A 15,162-nucleotide genomic window follows, 5' to 3' on the forward strand; every position below is an offset into this window, starting at 1 on the left:
TGTGACGAGACCGCCCCTGCGGCGGGGCCCCTTTACTCAGTACTCTTGCGCGCATGTACGGCTACGACTCGAACCCGAACCAGGGCGCCCAGCAGCAGTACACCGCGCCGCAGCCCGGCTACGGTGACCAGCCGCTGTACCCCGAGCCGTCGCCGCCCTCGCTCGCCGACGGCGTGCGGGCCTTCACCACCGGTTCGATGGCCGCCGAGGACTTCCAGCAGATCTTCGCCACGTCGAAGGTCTACTGCCCGCGCGGCGACAACCCCGGATTCCTCGCCCTGCACAACACCCAGCAGCCGGTGATCCCCATGTTCACCTCGCTCAAGGAACTCCGCAGGTACGCCGGCAAGGAGTCCAAGTACTTCGTGATCACCGGCGCCGAGGTCATCGACCTGCTGCCCACCGGGTACGGCTTCGTCCTCGACATGGAGGGCGAGCACCGGATGGTCTTCGACGCGAAGGCCGTGGAGCAGATGGTCGACTTCGCGATGCGGCGGATGTACGGCTGAGGGCTCGTCGCTGCGGCGGACGTGCGGCTGAGGGCTCGTCGCACCCGGGGTGATCCGGTCAATCTCTGGCTTGAACCACGCTGAACCACGGGCTCCGGCCCGCTCCGGGAATGCGCATGGCTTGCTAGATGTTCACCATTCAACTACTTTGAATGCCGAGCATCCCGCCAGGAGGGCCGTCATGCCTGCCATCACCGTCGAGAATCCACTGACCCTGCCGCGCGTCCACGCGCCGGAGGGCGCCGTGCCGCGACCCGTGCTGGCGGTGACGACCGCGCCGGGAGGCTTCGAGGGCGAGGGGTTCCCGGTACGCCGCGCGTTCGCCGGGATCAACTACCAGTACCTCGACCCGTTCATCATGATGGACCAGATGGGCGAGGTGGAGTACGCACCCGGAGAGCCCAAGGGCACGCCCTGGCACCCGCACCGCGGCTTCGAGACCGTGACCTATCTGATCGACGGAACCTTCGTCCACCAGGACTCCAACGGCGGCGGCGGCACGATCAACGACGGCGACACCCAGTGGATGACGGCGGGCTCCGGCCTGCTGCACATCGAGGCGCCGCCGGAGTCGCTGGTCGTGAGCGGCGGGCTCTTCCATGGGCTCCAGCTCTGGGTGAACCTCCCGGCGAGCGACAAGATGATGGCCCCGCGCTACCAGGACATCGGCGGCGGCCAGGTCCAGCTGCTCACATCGGCCGACGGCGGTGCGCTGCTGCGGGTCATCGCGGGCGAGCTGGACGGCCACGACGGCCCCGGCATCACCCACACCCCGATCACCATGATCCACGCGACGGTACGGCCGGGCGCCGAGGTCACGCTGCCGTGGCGCGAGGACTTCAACGGCCTGGCGTACGTCATGGCCGGGCGCGGCTCCGTCGGTACGGACCGCCGCCCGGTCCGCACCGGCCAGACCGCCGTCTTCGGCACCGGCTCCTCGCTGACCGTCCGCGCGGACGAGGCCCAGGACGCGAAGAGCCCGGACCTGGAGGTCGTCCTGCTGGGCGGGCGTCCGATACGGGAGCCGATGGCGCACTACGGGCCGTTCGTCATGAACAGCGAGGCCGAACTGAAGCAGGCCTTCGAGGACTTCCAGCGCGGCCGGCTGGGGACGGTGCCGGCGGTGCACGGGATGTAGTGCATGCGCGGGTTGTGGTTGGGGGGCGATTCCCCCAACCACCCGCCCGGCCCCGGCGAACGAGCCGTCGCCGGGCTCCCGTGATCGGCTGGGGGCGTGCATACCCAGAAGCCGCTTCTCCCCGCCCACGCCCGCCGGCTGGCTGCCTGGTGTGTCGTCGCGCTGCTCGTCACGGGCGTGGCAGCGGTCGGGGTCTGGCTCTGTGTCACGCTCAAGACCGCCGTCACCCCCGTGATGCTCGCCCTGCTCGGTACGGCGCTCCTCGGGCCCGTCCACCGGTGGCTGGTCCGGATGCGGCTGAACAGGTCGCTCGCGGCCGGGCTCACCTGCGCCGTGCTCGTCGCCGTCGTCGGCGGGGCCGCGTACATCGTCATCACCGCGCTCATCGACACCGGCGACCAGATCGTGGCGTCGCTGAAGGACGCCGGGAAGTGGATCGCCGACCACTTCGGGGTGGCGACCGGCGACGGCATCACCAACATCGCCGACAACGCCAAGAGTCTGCTCGGCAAGTTCGGCGCGAACGCCGCCGGCGGGCTGCTCAACGGACTGAGCCTGATCGGCACGCTCATCGCGACCAGCGTGCTGGCGCTGCTGCTCACCTTCTTCTTCCTCCGCGACTCGGACCACGCCCGCGGACTGGCGTACGCCATCGCTCCGGGCAAGGCCGGAGCCACCATCGAGGCCATGGCCCGCCGGGCCTTCGAGGCCGTCGAAGGGTTCATGCGCGGCACGACACTGATCGCGCTCATCGACGCCCTCTGCATCACGGTCGGGCTGCTGATCCTGGGGGTGCCGGGTGCGGTCGGGCTCGGTGCGCTGGTGTTCGTCGGGGCCTACATCCCGTACCTCGGCGCGTTCATCTCCGGTGCTGTCGCCGTGCTGGTGGCCCTCGCCGACCGGGGGTTCGCGATCGCGCTCTGGGCGCTGGGCGTGGTGCTGCTGGTGCAGGTGCTGGAGGGGCATGTGCTTCAGCCGGTGATCCAGAGCCGTACGGTCCAGATGCACCCGGCGATGGTGATGATCTCGCTGACGGCCGGTGCGAGCATCGCGGGGCTCCTCGGGATGCTGCTCGCCGTGCCGGTGGCGGCTGCGGCCTTCGGGGTGATCGGCGAACTGCGGAAGCGCTACCCGCCGGAGTCGGACCCGGAGTCGGACCCGGACCCGGGAGCCGGCCCCGGTCCTGCGCCCGGCCCGGCACCCGACGGGGACGCGTGAGCCGATCCGGACTCCGTTCCCGGCGGGATGTCTCCCGGCCGGTCCCCACTCCGTGTGCCGTCACCCGGGCTGTCACTCCGCGGGCTGTCACTCCGCGCGCCGTCACCCTGCGCGCTGTCATCCCGTGTTCCGTCACCCTGCGCGCCATCGGCCTGCGGGCCGTCCGGCTCCAGCAGCTCGTCCGGTGCGAGGTCGGCCAGGAAGTCGGACAGCAGATCGGACGACGGCCCCTCGGCGTCGTCGCCCGGCTCGCCGGACCCGGCGGATCGGTCCTTCGATCCGCCGCGTGACTCGTAGAGTTCGAACCAGATCGACTTGCCGGAGCCCCGCGGATCCACTCCCCACATGTCCGCGAGCATCTCCATCAGCAGCAGCCCGCGCCCCGACGAGGCCATCTCGCCCGGGCGCCGCTTGTGCGGCAGTTCGTCGCTGTCGTCGGAGACCTCGACCCGCAGCCGCCGGCTGCCGGGCTCGCCGGTGACGTCCGCGGTCAGCGTCGCGTCGCCGTCGGTGTGGATGAGGACGTTCGTCGCCATCTCGGAGACCATCAGCGCGGCCGAGTCGACCTGTTCGCTGTCCGCCCAGTCGTGCAGCAGCTGCCGCAGCTGGCTGCGGGCCGCCGAGACGCGCTCCGGCTGGGCCTGCGCGATCGCCAGGGCGATGTGCCGGGTGGCGCCCGCCCGTACGGGCTCGCCCGCGCGGGACATCAGCAGGACGGCGATGTCGTCCTCGCGGCGGTCGGAGAACGGCCCGGTGTGGTGGTGCTCCGGCGGACCGTGCGCGGCCTGCACCAGTGCGTCGGCGAGGATTTCCAGATTGTCCCCGGTGTGCCGTTCCAGGGTTTCGCGGATCCGCTCCCAGCCCGTGTCGAGATCGTGGCCGCCGGTCTCTATGAGCCCGTCCGTGCACATCATCAGCGTCTCGCCGGGCTGGAGCACCAGCCGGGTCGTCGGGTAGTCGGTGTCCGGATGGATACCCAGTGGCAGCCCGCCCTCCGCGGGCCGCATCAGCACCGTGCCGTCGGTCGTGCGCACCGTCGGGTCGGGGTGGCCCGCGCGGGCCACGTCGAGCGTGCCGGTGGCCGGGTCGACCTCGATGTACAGACAGGTCGCGAAGCGCGGGGTGGGCGGCTCGTCGGAGTCGCGCTGGTCGTAGGTGTCCGTGAGGCCGTACAGGAACCGGGAGGCCCGGGAGAGCACGGCATCGGGCGGATGGCCCTCGGCCGCGTACGCGCGCAGGGCGATCCGCAGCTGACCCATCATCCCGGCGGCCCGTACGTCATGGCCCTGGACGTCGCCGATCACCAGTGCCACCCGGCCGCCGCCCTTGCCGTTCTCCTGTGCGGTGCTCCCCGGCAGCGCGATCACGTCGTACCAGTCGCCGCCGACCTGGAGCCCGCCGCCGGTCGGTACATAGCGTGCGGCGACCGTCATCCCCGGGATACGCGGGCCCAGCATCGGCAGCATCGAACGCTGGAGCCCGAGCGACAGCTCACGCTCGTTGTCGGCGACCCCGGCGCGGGCGAGGGCCTGCGCCAGCATCCGGGCGACCGTCGTCAGCACCGAGCGTTCGTCGGGCGAGAAGCTGACCGGGTAGGCGAAGGCCGCCATCCAGGCGCCGATCGTCACCCCCGCGTCGACCAGCGGGACGAACGCCCAGGACTGCCGGTTGAGGGGCGCCACGGCGGGCCAGAACCGGGGGTAGCGCTCCCGGTAGGTGGCGGGCGTCGGCAGATAGATGGCCCGCCCCGTCCTGGCGACCTCGGCGGCGGGATATTCCGTCTCCGTACTCATCGGGAATTCGGCCATCAGGCTGTCCTGGCCGGGGTTGTGACCGTGGTGACCGATGACCGTCAGCCAGTCGCCGGTGATCCCGAAGACCGCGAGGCCGTCCGGCTCGAACCCCGGCATGGAGAGCGAGGCGGCGACCCGCAGCACCTCCTCGGTGGACCTGGCCTCGGCGAGCGCGCGCCCCGCGTCCAGCAGGAACGCCTCGCGGGAGCGGCGCCAGTCACCGGTGATCGGGGTGTGCACCGCGTCGCCGGGCTGCGGCTCCGCCACCTCCTGCAGAGTGCCGACGAGGATATAGCCGTGCGGGCTGATCACCGGCTTGGAGCGGCTGCGTACGGTACGCAGCACCCGGCCCGTCTCATCGACGATGCGCAGCCGGGCCTCGGCGAGGGTGTCCTCGGCGACCGCCAGATTCACCGTCCCGTTGACCTCGTTCCAGTCGACGGGGTGGAAGCGGGAGCGGGCAGCGGCCTCGGACAGGGCGGTCGCTTCGGCGGGCAGACCGAGGAGCCGGGCGGCTTCAGCGTCGAGTGTGACGATCCCGGCGGTGTTGTCCCATCGCCACAGGCCGGTCGCGATGGCGGCCAGGACGTCCTCGGTGCGCATTGACCCACTTTAAGAAGGTGGGACCGGCAGCCGCCACACAGGGTGCGTCCATGCGGCCGTTCCCGGGCCGCGGGCCCGGGCCGATAAAGGCGTAAAGGCACGGTGTGCCCGGCGGTACCCTGGTGCGAAGTACACCCTTCCCGCCTGTCTCGCGAAGAACTGGATGAACGATGCATCGGTACAGGTCCCACACGTGCGGTGAACTGCGCGCCTCTGACGTCGGCTCCGATGTCCGGCTGAGCGGCTGGCTGCACAATCGCCGAGACCTGGGCGGCATCCTCTTCATCGATCTGCGCGACCACTACGGCATCACGCAGCTCGTCGCCCGCCCCGGCACCCCCGCCAACGAGGCGCTCTCCAAGGTCACCAAGGAGACGGTCGTCCGTATCGACGGCAAGGTCTCCGCACGCGGCACCGAGAACGTCAACGAGGAACTGCCGACCGGCGAGGTCGAGATCGAGGTCGGCGCGGTCGAGGTGCTCGGCGCCGCCGCCCCGCTCCCCTTCACCATCAACGCCGAGGACGGCGTCAACGAGGAGCGGCGACTGGAGTACCGCTTCCTCGACCTGCGCCGCGAGCGGATGCACCGCAACATCATGCTGCGCTCCTCGGTGATCGCCTCGATCCGCTCGAAGATGGTCGCGCTCGGCTTCAACGAGATGGCGACCCCGATCCTCACCGCGACCTCCCCCGAGGGCGCCCGTGACTTCGTGGTGCCGTCCCGGCTCAACCCGGGTAAGTTCTACGCGCTCCCGCAGGCCCCGCAGCAGTTCAAGCAGCTGCTGATGATCTCGGGCTTCGACCGCTACTTCCAGATCGCGCCCTGCTTCCGCGACGAGGACGCCCGCGCGGACCGCTCACCGGGCGAGTTCTACCAGCTCGACGTCGAGATGAGCTTCGTCGAGCAGGAGGACGTCTTCCGCCCGATCGAGAAGCTGATGACCGAACTCTTCGAGGAGTTCGGCAACGGCCGCCACGTCACCTCGCCGTTCCCGCGCATCCCGTTCCGTGAGTCGATGCTGAAGTACGGAAACGACAAGCCCGACCTGCGCGCCCGGCTCGAACTCGTCGATGTCTCCGACGTCTTCGCCGACTCCGGCTTCAAGGCGTTCGCGGGCAAGCACGTCCGCGCGCTGCCCGTCCCGGACACCGCGGGCCAGTCCCGCAAGTTCTTCGACGGACTCGGTGCGTACGCCGTCGAGCAGGGCGCCAAGGGTCTGGCCTGGGTGCGCGTCGGCGACGACGGCGCGATCGCCGGACCGATCGCCAAGTTCCTCTCCGAGGGCGACATCACGGCGCTCACCGAGCGCCTGGAGCTCAAGCCCGGCCACGCGGTCTTCTTCGGCGCGGGCGAGTTCGACGAGGTCTCCAAGATCATGTCCGGGGTCCGAGTGGAGGCGGCCAAGCGCGCCGGCCACTTCGAGGAGGACGTGTTCCGGTTCTGCTGGATCGTCGACTTCCCGATGTACGAGAGGGACGAGGAGACCGGCAAGATCGACTTCTCGCACAACCCCTTCTCGATGCCCCAGGGCGGCTACGCAGACCTGGAGGAGAAGGACCCGCTCGCCATCCTGGCGTACCAGTACGACATCGTCTGCAACGGCATCGAGCTCTCCTCGGGCGCCATCCGTAACCACGAGCCCGAGCTGATGCTCAAGGCGTTCGAGATCGCCGGCTACGACCGGGAGACCGTGGAGCACGAGTTCGCCGGAATGCTGCGCGCCTTCCGCCTCGGCGCCCCGCCGCACGGCGGCATCGCCCCGGGTGTGGACCGCATCGTGATGCTGCTCGCCGACGAGCCGAACATTCGCGAGACGATCGCGTTCCCGCTCAACGGCAACGCGCAGGACCTGATGATGGGCGCGCCCACGGTGCTCGACGAGACCCGGCTGCGCGAGCTGAACATCCAGCTGCGCAAGCCCGTGGCCCCGGTCAAGGACAAGCAGGACAAGCAGGAGAAGTAGCGCCTGCCGGTTTCACGTGAAACAGCGCAACAGCCCCCGGTCGACCGACCGGGGGCTGTTCTGTGCCGTCAGTTTCCTTCTCCGACACGGCAACCCGTCGGTGTCCTCTCTCGTCTCACAGGCGTGGGCGGCCGGAATGGGCTGCACGGGACGGACCAGTACGACGTACTGATCGGCGTGCCGGTCGGGACCGGGGCCAATGACGGGGGCAATCTGATTCTGGCAAGTCTGTGGGTGCGCGGCGACGCGCCACGGCTTGCTCCGGTCGTACGGCTTGCCCTGGACGGGACGCAATGCGCGACAACGGTGTCGAAACCGCCATCGAACGTCACACCAACTTCCACAAAGGGGCCAACCCCGGGGGGAACCTCGCACGGTTCCTTGAAATGAACGACGCCTACGGCACCCACCAGTCGTTAACGGCGTGCACCCGATGTGATCCGACGTGACCCGACGTACCCGACGTGAAATGAAAGGCTCGTACATGTCTCTTCGCCGACTTCCCAGAGGTGCGCTCGTCGCGACCGCCCTGGTCACCGGTGGGTTGGTGCTCTCCGGGTGTTCGGGGTTCCCGGGACACACGGCAGTCCCGGCCCGGGCGGTCGAGGACAACAGCGGTCACGGCGGGCCGCCCGGGGCGGCCGCAGCGCCCGCGACGCCCGCGGCCCACCCGCAGCTCCGCCGGGCCGCGGAGCTTCAGGAGGTCAAGGAGATCCCCGCGCTCGGCCCCAAGACCCTGGCCAAGATCCCGCAGTCCGCCCGGCAGGCCGTCGTCGTCACCGGCGACGCAGCGGACTCCAGCAGTTCCACCGTCCTCCTCTACGTGCGCGACCCGGCCAAGGGCTGGGAGCCGGTCTCCGACCCGTGGCCCGCTCACAACGCCCTGCACGGCTGGACCGAGGAGCACTACCAGGGCGATCTCCACTCACCCGCCGGGGTCTTCGGCCTGACCGACGCGGGCGGCCGCAAGGCGGACCCCGGCACCCGCCTGCCGTACGACCACGGGCCCTCCTTCGTCGCCGCGGGCACCGGCTTCGACGGGGAGTCCCTGGCGGGCGCCTTCGACTACGTGGTGGCGATCAACTACAACCACAAGCCGGGCACCACCCCGCTCGACTGGACCCGCCCGATGGGCGCGGACCGGGGCGGCGGCGTCTGGTTCCACGTCGACCACGGCGGCCCCACGCACGGCTGCGTCTCCCTGCCGGAGGACCGGATGAAGGAACTGCTGCGCTGGCTGGACCCGAAGAAGGACCCCGTGGTCGCCATGGGGGACGCCTCGATGCTGGGGGAGTGAAGCCACGCGGGGGCGGTGTGGCGCCCCGTAGGCTGGACAGTCACCTGCCCCTGAGAAGACCGTGGTGAGCGTCGTGGAAGAGCGGTACACCGTCCTGACCCAGGAAGTGTTCGAGGAACTGGCCCGGCATGCCATACGAACCGACGAAGCGGTGCGTCTGGAGTTCGTGAACGGGAAGTTGGGGGTCAAAGCTGTGCCGGACGGGGACCACGGGCGGATCATCGAATGGCTGACACGCCTGTGCATGCAGGCCGACCCGGGGCTGTGGCTCTACCCGGAGCAGGGTCTGCGGGTAGAGACCTATCGCAAGGGCAACGCCCGCCCCGATGGAGCTCTCGCCCCCAGCGGCACGTTCGTCGGCCAGGGTGAGTGGGCCGGCGCGGACGGTGTGCTGATGGTGGTCGAGGTCACCTCGAACGACGCCGACACCGTCCGCCGGGACCGGGTGGAGAAGCCGCGTGCCTACGCCGAGACCGGGATCCCCGTCTATCTGCTGATCGACCGCGACGCGGGCGAGGTCAAGGTCCACTCGCTGCCGGACGGTGTGCGGTACGAGCAGGTGACCACGGTCCCGTTCGGGAAGAGCGTCGAGCTGCCCGCTCCGGTCGGGATCGAGCTGGACACGGCGCCGTTGACGGCCTGGGTGCGCTGACCCACGGGCGCAGAAGGAGGGCCCGGAACCGATCGCGGTTCCGGGCCCTCCTTCTGTCGCTCGGTCCGGCTACGCCGGCTTCTCCTCCAGGCGGGGGAACAGCACCGCGCCCTTCGTCACCGTCGCGCCGGCCGGGAGCTGCCCCCAGACGCCCGACTCCTGGAGCTTCTGGTCGGCCAGCGCGCCGAGGCCCGCCTCGGCGCCCAGCGAATCCCACAGGCTCTGCGAGGTCTCCGGCATCACCGCGTTGAGCAGGACCGCGACACCGCGCAGCGACTCGGCCGCCGTGTAGAGGATGGTCGCGAGGCGGGCCCGGCCCTCCGGCGACTCGTCCTTGGCGACCTTCCACGGCTCCTGCTCCGTGATGTAGCCGTTGACCTGCTTCACGAAGTCGAAGACCGCCAGGATGCCGCCCTGGAAGTCCAGCTCCTCGCCGATCAGCCGGTCGGACTCGGTGACCGCCTTGGCCAGACCCTCCTGGACGGCCTGCTCGGCAGCGCCCGGGGCCTCAGCGGCCGGCAGGGTTCCGCCGTAGTACTTGCCGACCATGGCGGCCACGCGCGAGGCGAGGTTGCCGTAGTCGTTCGCCAGCTCGGAGGTGTAGCGGGCGGAGAAGTCCTCCCAGGAGAACGATCCGTCGCTGCCGAAGGCGATGGCCCGCAGGAAGTACCAGCGGTAGGCGTCCACGCCGAAGTGCGAGGTCAGATCCTGCGGCTTGATGCCGGTCAGGTTCGACTTCGACATCTTCTCGCCGCCGACCATCAGCCAGCCGTTCGCCGCGACCCTGCCGGGCACCGGCAGGCCCTGGGCCATCAGCATCGCGGGCCAGATCACCGCGTGGAAGCGCAGGATGTCCTTGCCGACCAGGTGCACGTCGGCCGGGAACGTCTCGTCGAACTTCTGCTGGTTCGCGCCGTAGCCGACGGCCGTGGCGTAGTTGAGGAGCGCGTCCACCCAGACGTAGATGACGTGCTTCTCGTCCCACGGCACCGGGACGCCCCAGTCGAAGGTCGAGCGTGAGATGGACAGGTCCTGAAGCCCCTGCCGTACGAAGTTCACGACCTCGTTGCGCGCCGACTCGGGCTGGATGAAGCCCGGGTTGGCCTCGTAGAACTCCAGCAGCTTCGGGCCGTACTCGCTCAGCTTGAAGAAGTAGTTCTCCTCCTTGAGGATCTCCACCGGCTTCTTGTGGATCGGGCACAGCTTCTGACCGGGGAAGTCGGGCTCGCCCTCGATCAGGTCGCCGGGGAGCTTGTACTCCTCGCAGCCCACGCAGTACGGGCCTTCGTACCCGCCCTTGTAGATCTCGTCCTTGTCGAACAGGTCCTGCACGAACTCCTGCACACGGTCCGTGTGCCGCTTCTCCGTCGTCCGGATGAAGTCGTCATTCGCGATGTTCAGATGCTCCCAGAGGGGCTTCCAGGACTCCTCGACGAGCTTGTCGCACCACTCCTGCGGTGTGACGTTGTTCGCCTCGGCCGTGCGCATGATCTTCTGACCGTGCTCGTCCGTGCCGGTGAGGTACCACACCTTCTCGCCGCGCTGACGGTGCCAGCGCGTGAGCACGTCCCCTGCAACGGTCGTGTAGGCGTGGCCCAGGTGAGGAGCGTCGTTGACGTAGTAAATGGGGGTCGATACGTAGTACGCGTTCGTCCCCTGCTTCTCAGATCCAGTGGCCGCCATGGTCGAAATCCTAACTTCCTCACGGCGGGCCTCCGACCGGATTATGCGCCGGGCCCCCGTCCACGTGGACGGGGGCCCGGTCGGCAGGACGGTGCTGTCCGGTGTCAGCTGCGCGCCGCCAGCCAGGCCGGGAAGGCCGCGAGCAGCTGCTCGTACACCTCGGAGTCGGCCAGCTCGCGCGGTGTGGGTCCCGCGTGGAAGAACGCGGCGTGCGGGACGTCCAGCTTCCGCAGGAAGTCGAACGCCTTCGACTCGTGGTCGCCGAAGGCCACGAACTGCCAGAACAGCGGCTTGTCCGCGACCTCGGCGATGGCCTGCTTGGCCACGACCTTGGCGTCCGGGGCGCCGTCCGTCTGGAAGATCACCAGGGCCGGGGCGGTGGGGTCGGCGGACTTCTCGTGCAGAGCCGCGACCTCCTCGACGGCCCGGTGGTAGCTGGTGCGGCCCAGCCGTCCGAGTCCGGCGTGCAGCTCGTCGACGCGGCCTTCGTACGCGTCGAGCGTCAGCTCTCCGGTGCCGTCGATGTCCGTCGAGAAGAAGACGACGCGGACGGTGGCCTGCTCGTCGAGGTGCGCGGCGAGGGCGAGGGTCTGCTCGCCGAGGGCCTGCGCGCTGCCGTCCTTGTAGTACGGCCGCATGGAACCCGACCGGTCGAGCACGAGATAGACGGCCGCCCTGGCGCCGGTCAGTCCGGCCTTGCCGATCTCGGCGCCGGCGGCCTGGTAGGCGCTGGCGAGCTGGGGCGCGCGGGTCGTGAGGTCGGCGGGGGCGGCGGTCGCCGCCGGGGACACGGGTGCGGCCGGCTCGGTTGCCTGGTCCGCCTCGGCCGCCTCGGGGTCTGTTTCGGTCGGTGCTTCGGTCGCTGCTGCCTCTGCGGCTGCTTCCGGCTCGGCCTCGTCGGTAGCGGGCTCGGTCCCGGCCGGTTCGGGCGTCGCGTCGGCGGTGACCGGCTCGGCCTCCGCGGTCGCGGGTTCCGTCACGGCCGGTTCGGGCTCGGCGATGGTGACCGGCTCCGCCGTCGGCTCTGCGGCCTCCGCCTTGGGCTCGGTTCCGGGCTTCGCCTCTGTGCCGGCCGTGCCGGCCGTGTCAGCCGTGTCAGCCGTGTCAGCCTCGGACTCAACAGCCTCAGCCTTCTCAGCCTCGACCTTCTCCGGCTCAACAGCCTCAGGCTCAGGGGCATCCGCCTCAACAGCCTTCGCCTCGGCGGCAACCGGCTCCGATTCGGCAGCGGCTTCCGGCTCCGTCGCGACGGGCTCAGCCTCGCCCGCGACCGCCGGTACCTCGACCGCCTCCGCCTCGACCGCCGGTACCTCAACAGCCTCCGCCTCGGCGGCGACCGGTGCGTCCTCGGAGGCGGCCGGAGCGGGCTCCTGCTCGGCCTTCGGCTCAAGCTCAGGCTCCGGCTTGGGCTTCCGTTCCGGTGCGGCCTCGTCCGACGCCTTCCCCTGGGCCGGGACAGTCGGCTCCGCCCGCCTCCGCTTCGGGTTGTCGAAGGCCTCCGCCACCAGGTCGGACGCGATCCCGGACCTGCGGGCCGGCTTCGGGGCCGGCTTCTCGGCAGCGGGGACGGCGGTCGACGCCTTGTCGGCCTGGGCGGGCAGCGACACCGTGCGGGGCTTCTCCGACGACGTGCCCGCGGATGACACCCGTTCCGACGACGCCGTTTCCGATGACACCGCTTCCGACGACGCCTTCTCCGGTGCCGAGTCCGACGATGTCACCTCCGGCGAGGACCCCGCAGAGGTCGTTGCCGCCGTCCCGGTGTGGGCCGCCTTCGCGGGCGTCGTCGTACGCTCGGCCTGCGCCGGAACGGTAGTGGCCGCCGACGGCTCACCGGACTCCACGCGGTCGCGTCCAAACACCTTGCGCAGCAAGCTCCGAATGCCCATGGGCGAGACCTTTCGCAATGATTCGCAATGAGTCGAGTACGAGACAAGTCCGCGCCGACGGGAGTCGATCCCTGGCCAGGGCGGACACGTAAGGTTAGCGACCGCCTTCGGCGATCTTGGACCGACTGGCCCCTGAAGGGCCGGTCTCAGGAGAGGGTAGGACTCACGCCGCCGTGCCGGGCTCCAGGTCGAGCCGTGCGCGGGTCGTGTCGGCGAACAGTGCCGACAGCCGTGCGCCGTCCGGCTGTCCCGGAGCGAAAAGACCGGCCGCCCTGGCCCGTACGACCAGCAGGCCGTGCGCGTCCACCGTTTCCGAGACGCCCCGCGTCTCCACCACGTCCCACCAGGCATCCAAGTTGCGGCCGAACCAGTCGGGCAGTCCGCACGGCCGGGACACCGCGTCCCAGAAGTCGTCGAGTGAGACGAGCGGCAGCGTGCGCAGATCCACGACCAGTTCGGAGCCCATGGCAGCGGATGGTACGCGGAAGGTACGACAGGTGTGCCGGGCCGACGCCACCCGGACTCCCCGGTGGCTCCACGGGGAACACGACTTCACCCTCAGTGACGGCGCGGCTCAGAAGTGACGGCGCGGCTCAGAGCAACTCCCCGTAGGCCGCCGCCAGCTCCTCGTACACGACGTCCAGCTCCGCCCCGTCCGTCCCGGGCCGCGCCGCGAGCAGCAGCCGTACGCCCAGGGGATCCCCGTGCAGGGGTCTTATCACCAGGTCGGGTCTGGGTCTGGTGGTCGGCTGGCAGACCGTGACCACCTCGCCGGACGCGACCAGGGCGAACGCCGTGAGGTAATCGCCGTGCAGCACCCGGGGATTGAGGCCCGCCTCGCGCAGCATCCGGCGCATCCCGTCCCATTCGCCGTCCACGGTCGGGTCGACCATCCACTGGTCCGTCGCCAGGTCGGCCAGCTTCACCACCGGGTCGGCGGCCGCCGGATGGTCCACCGCCAGCGTCACGGACTGCGGTTCGCGCTCGACCAGGACGCGGATCTCCAGGCCGTCCGGTACGCGCAGCGGGCACCCCTCGACCTCGTGCACGAACGCCACGTCCAGCTGGCCCGCGGCCACCAGACGCAGCAGCGCGTTGGCCGACACGTCCATGTGGAGCGAGGTCTCGGTGTCCGGCAGCCGGGTGCGCAGCCGGCGCAGCCAGCCGGGGATGGCGCGGCTCGCCGTCGCACCGATCCGCAGCCGGGGCCCGGCCGCACGCGCGGCGGCGGCCTTCGCCTCGGTGACCAGCGAGCGCATCTCGTCGATCAGCGGCCGCGCCCGGCTGAGCACGGTGCGCCCCAGCGGGGTGGGCCGACAGCCCGTGCGCGCACGGGAGAAGAGCTGCCCGCCCAGTGAGTTCTCGATCCGGCGGAGCTGCGTGGTGAGCGAGGGCTGGCTCATGCCCAGCTCACGCGCCGCCCGGTGCAGGCTGCCGGTGTCCGCTATGGCGCACAGTGCGCGGAGATGCCGCACTTCAAGGTCCATGGAACCCGAGAGTAGGGGTGCGCCCGGGGCGGCACCAGACCATCAAACCCCCACCGATAGCCCCAAGTTATCGCCAGTTGCCATCATCCCGGCGGGGCGCCCGCACAGCACACTCTCCGGTACCACCCGTTCACCCCCACACCGGACGAGTAGGAGCCCCCCACATGAAGCACCGTAATACCGCGTTGTCCGCGATCCTCGGCCTCGGCATCGCCGCCGCCCTCGGTACCGTGTCCCCCGTCCAGGCGGCCACCTCCACGCAGGCCCCCGTACCGCACACGGCCCAGCTCGGCGCCCAGCACTACGCGAGTGCGAAGCAGGAGGCGGGCAACAAAGCCTTCTTCGACGCCGTCATGAAGTCGGTCGCGAAGAAGCAGGCGGCCCACCCCGGGCTGAAGTCCGTCACCATCACCTACGACGCCTCGGCCGCGCCCAGTTACCAGAGCCAGATAGCGGCCAGCGCCCAGATATGGAACGCCGCGGAGACCAACGTCCAGCTCCAGTCGGGATCGTCCGGCGCCGACTTCTCCTACCGCGAGGGCGACGACCCGCAGGGTTCGTACGCCTCGACGGACGGACACGGCAGCGGCTTCATCTTCCTGGACCACGCGCAGACCCAGGAGTACGACTCGATCCGCGTCACCGCCCACGAGACCGGCCATGTGCTCGGCCTTCCCGACGACTACAGCGGCCCGTGCAGCGAGCTGATGTCGGGCGGCGGCCCCGGCCCGTCCTGCACCAACCGGCAGCCGGACGCGCAGGAGCGCGCCCAGGTCGACTCGCTGTGGGCGAACGGCTTCGCCAAGGCCCTGGCCAAGGTGAACGCGGCGCGCAAGTCCTGACAGCAGCCAGGATCCGGCTGACAGCGGTCACTGTCCGACTGACAGCAGCCAGGATCTGATCCGACACCTAGGCCCTGACGCCACCTC

Annotated in this window: 12 protein-coding genes; 7 read left to right on the top strand and 5 right to left on the bottom strand. The window is 70.2% G+C overall.

What is annotated here, in order from left to right:
* Window positions 1–53: 53 nt before the first annotated feature.
* The 3 genes from OHB13_RS19175 to OHB13_RS19185 all read left to right on the top strand — a co-directional run bounded on the left by OHB13_RS19175 (window position 54) and on the right by OHB13_RS19185 (window position 2,865).
* Window positions 54–509 carry an SseB family protein gene (locus OHB13_RS19175; protein WP_266855131.1) on the top strand — a complete coding sequence of 152 codons (456 nt, stop codon included), beginning with the start codon at window positions 54–56 and terminating at the stop codon, window positions 507–509.
* A gap of 181 nt (window positions 510–690) precedes the next feature.
* Window positions 691–1,647, top strand: a complete 957-nt coding sequence (locus OHB13_RS19180; RefSeq protein WP_328377917.1) for a pirin family protein — start codon at window positions 691–693, stop codon at window positions 1,645–1,647.
* Between the two features lie 96 nt (window positions 1,648–1,743).
* Window positions 1,744–2,865, top strand: a complete 1,122-nt coding sequence (locus OHB13_RS19185) for an AI-2E family transporter (protein WP_266855129.1) — start codon at window positions 1,744–1,746, stop codon at window positions 2,863–2,865.
* On the opposite strand, the gene OHB13_RS19190 is transcribed toward OHB13_RS19185, so the two are convergent.
* On the bottom strand, window positions 2,775–5,261 hold the full coding sequence (locus OHB13_RS19190; RefSeq protein WP_328377918.1) for an ATP-binding SpoIIE family protein phosphatase: 2,487 nt from the start codon (window positions 5,259–5,261) through the stop codon (window positions 2,775–2,777). The genes OHB13_RS19185 and OHB13_RS19190 overlap by 91 nt on opposite strands.
* 170 nt (window positions 5,262–5,431) lie before the next feature.
* Between OHB13_RS19190 and aspS the strand changes: the two genes are divergently transcribed.
* The 3 genes from aspS (at window position 5,432) to OHB13_RS19205 (ending at window position 9,174) form a co-directional block, all read left to right on the top strand.
* Entirely contained in the window at window positions 5,432–7,225 is a 1,794-nt protein-coding gene (gene aspS / locus OHB13_RS19195) for an aspartate--tRNA ligase (protein WP_266855128.1), read from the top strand.
* Between the two features lie 484 nt (window positions 7,226–7,709).
* Complete coding sequence (locus tag OHB13_RS19200) at window positions 7,710–8,522, top strand: L,D-transpeptidase family protein (protein ID WP_328377919.1); 813 nt, start codon at window positions 7,710–7,712, stop codon at window positions 8,520–8,522.
* A gap of 64 nt (window positions 8,523–8,586) precedes the next feature.
* The gene (locus tag OHB13_RS19205; protein ID WP_328377920.1) at window positions 8,587–9,174 is read left to right on the top strand and encodes a Uma2 family endonuclease; all 588 of its coding nucleotides are present in this window, start codon (window positions 8,587–8,589) and stop codon (window positions 9,172–9,174) included.
* A gap of 69 nt (window positions 9,175–9,243) precedes the next feature.
* Here the strand turns inward: OHB13_RS19205 and metG are convergent, their stop codons facing one another.
* From metG to OHB13_RS19225, 4 genes are all read right to left on the bottom strand, one after another.
* Window positions 9,244–10,857 carry a methionine--tRNA ligase gene (metG, locus tag OHB13_RS19210; RefSeq protein ID WP_266855125.1) on the bottom strand — a complete coding sequence of 538 codons (1,614 nt, stop codon included), beginning with the start codon at window positions 10,855–10,857 and terminating at the stop codon, window positions 9,244–9,246.
* Window positions 10,858–10,961: 104 nt separating this feature from the next.
* Window positions 10,962–12,746, bottom strand: coding sequence for a VWA domain-containing protein (locus OHB13_RS19215; protein ID WP_328377921.1), 1,785 nt, complete (start codon window positions 12,744–12,746; stop codon window positions 10,962–10,964).
* A gap of 163 nt (window positions 12,747–12,909) precedes the next feature.
* Entirely contained in the window at window positions 12,910–13,212 is a 303-nt protein-coding gene (locus OHB13_RS19220) for a barstar family protein (RefSeq protein ID WP_266855123.1), read from the bottom strand.
* Window positions 13,213–13,339: 127 nt separating this feature from the next.
* Window positions 13,340–14,233 carry a LysR family transcriptional regulator gene (locus OHB13_RS19225; RefSeq protein WP_328377922.1) on the bottom strand — a complete coding sequence of 298 codons (894 nt, stop codon included), beginning with the start codon at window positions 14,231–14,233 and terminating at the stop codon, window positions 13,340–13,342.
* 164 nt (window positions 14,234–14,397) lie between these two features.
* Here OHB13_RS19225 and snpA point away from each other — a divergent pair, with 164 nt between their 5' ends.
* The gene (gene snpA, locus OHB13_RS19230; protein ID WP_266855121.1) at window positions 14,398–15,075 is read left to right on the top strand and encodes a snapalysin; all 678 of its coding nucleotides are present in this window, start codon (window positions 14,398–14,400) and stop codon (window positions 15,073–15,075) included.
* The last annotated feature ends 87 nt before the right edge of the window (window positions 15,076–15,162 follow it).

The organism is Streptomyces sp. NBC_00440, from assembly GCF_036014215.1.
In the GTDB taxonomy this organism is placed as follows: Bacteria; Actinomycetota; Actinomycetes; order Streptomycetales; family Streptomycetaceae; genus Streptomyces.

Excerpts from the sequence above, each read along its gene's own strand:
- OHB13_RS19175 (WP_266855131.1), top strand. The coding sequence starts at position 54 with ATGTACGGCTACGACTCGAACCCGAACCAGGGCGCCCAGCAGCAGTAC.
- OHB13_RS19180 (WP_328377917.1), top strand. The coding sequence starts at position 691 with ATGCCTGCCATCACCGTCGAGAATCCACTGACCCTGCCGCGCGTCCAC.
- OHB13_RS19190 (WP_328377918.1), bottom strand. The coding sequence starts at position 5,261 with ATGCGCACCGAGGACGTCCTGGCCGCCATCGCGACCGGCCTGTGGCGA.
- aspS (WP_266855128.1), top strand. The coding sequence starts at position 5,432 with ATGCATCGGTACAGGTCCCACACGTGCGGTGAACTGCGCGCCTCTGAC.
- OHB13_RS19200 (WP_328377919.1), top strand. The coding sequence starts at position 7,710 with ATGTCTCTTCGCCGACTTCCCAGAGGTGCGCTCGTCGCGACCGCCCTG.
- metG (WP_266855125.1), bottom strand. The coding sequence starts at position 10,857 with ATGGCGGCCACTGGATCTGAGAAGCAGGGGACGAACGCGTACTACGTA.
- OHB13_RS19215 (WP_328377921.1), bottom strand. The coding sequence starts at position 12,746 with ATGGGCATTCGGAGCTTGCTGCGCAAGGTGTTTGGACGCGACCGCGTG.
- OHB13_RS19220 (WP_266855123.1), bottom strand. The coding sequence starts at position 13,212 with ATGGGCTCCGAACTGGTCGTGGATCTGCGCACGCTGCCGCTCGTCTCA.
- OHB13_RS19225 (WP_328377922.1), bottom strand. The coding sequence starts at position 14,233 with ATGGACCTTGAAGTGCGGCATCTCCGCGCACTGTGCGCCATAGCGGAC.
- snpA (WP_266855121.1), top strand. The coding sequence starts at position 14,398 with ATGAAGCACCGTAATACCGCGTTGTCCGCGATCCTCGGCCTCGGCATC.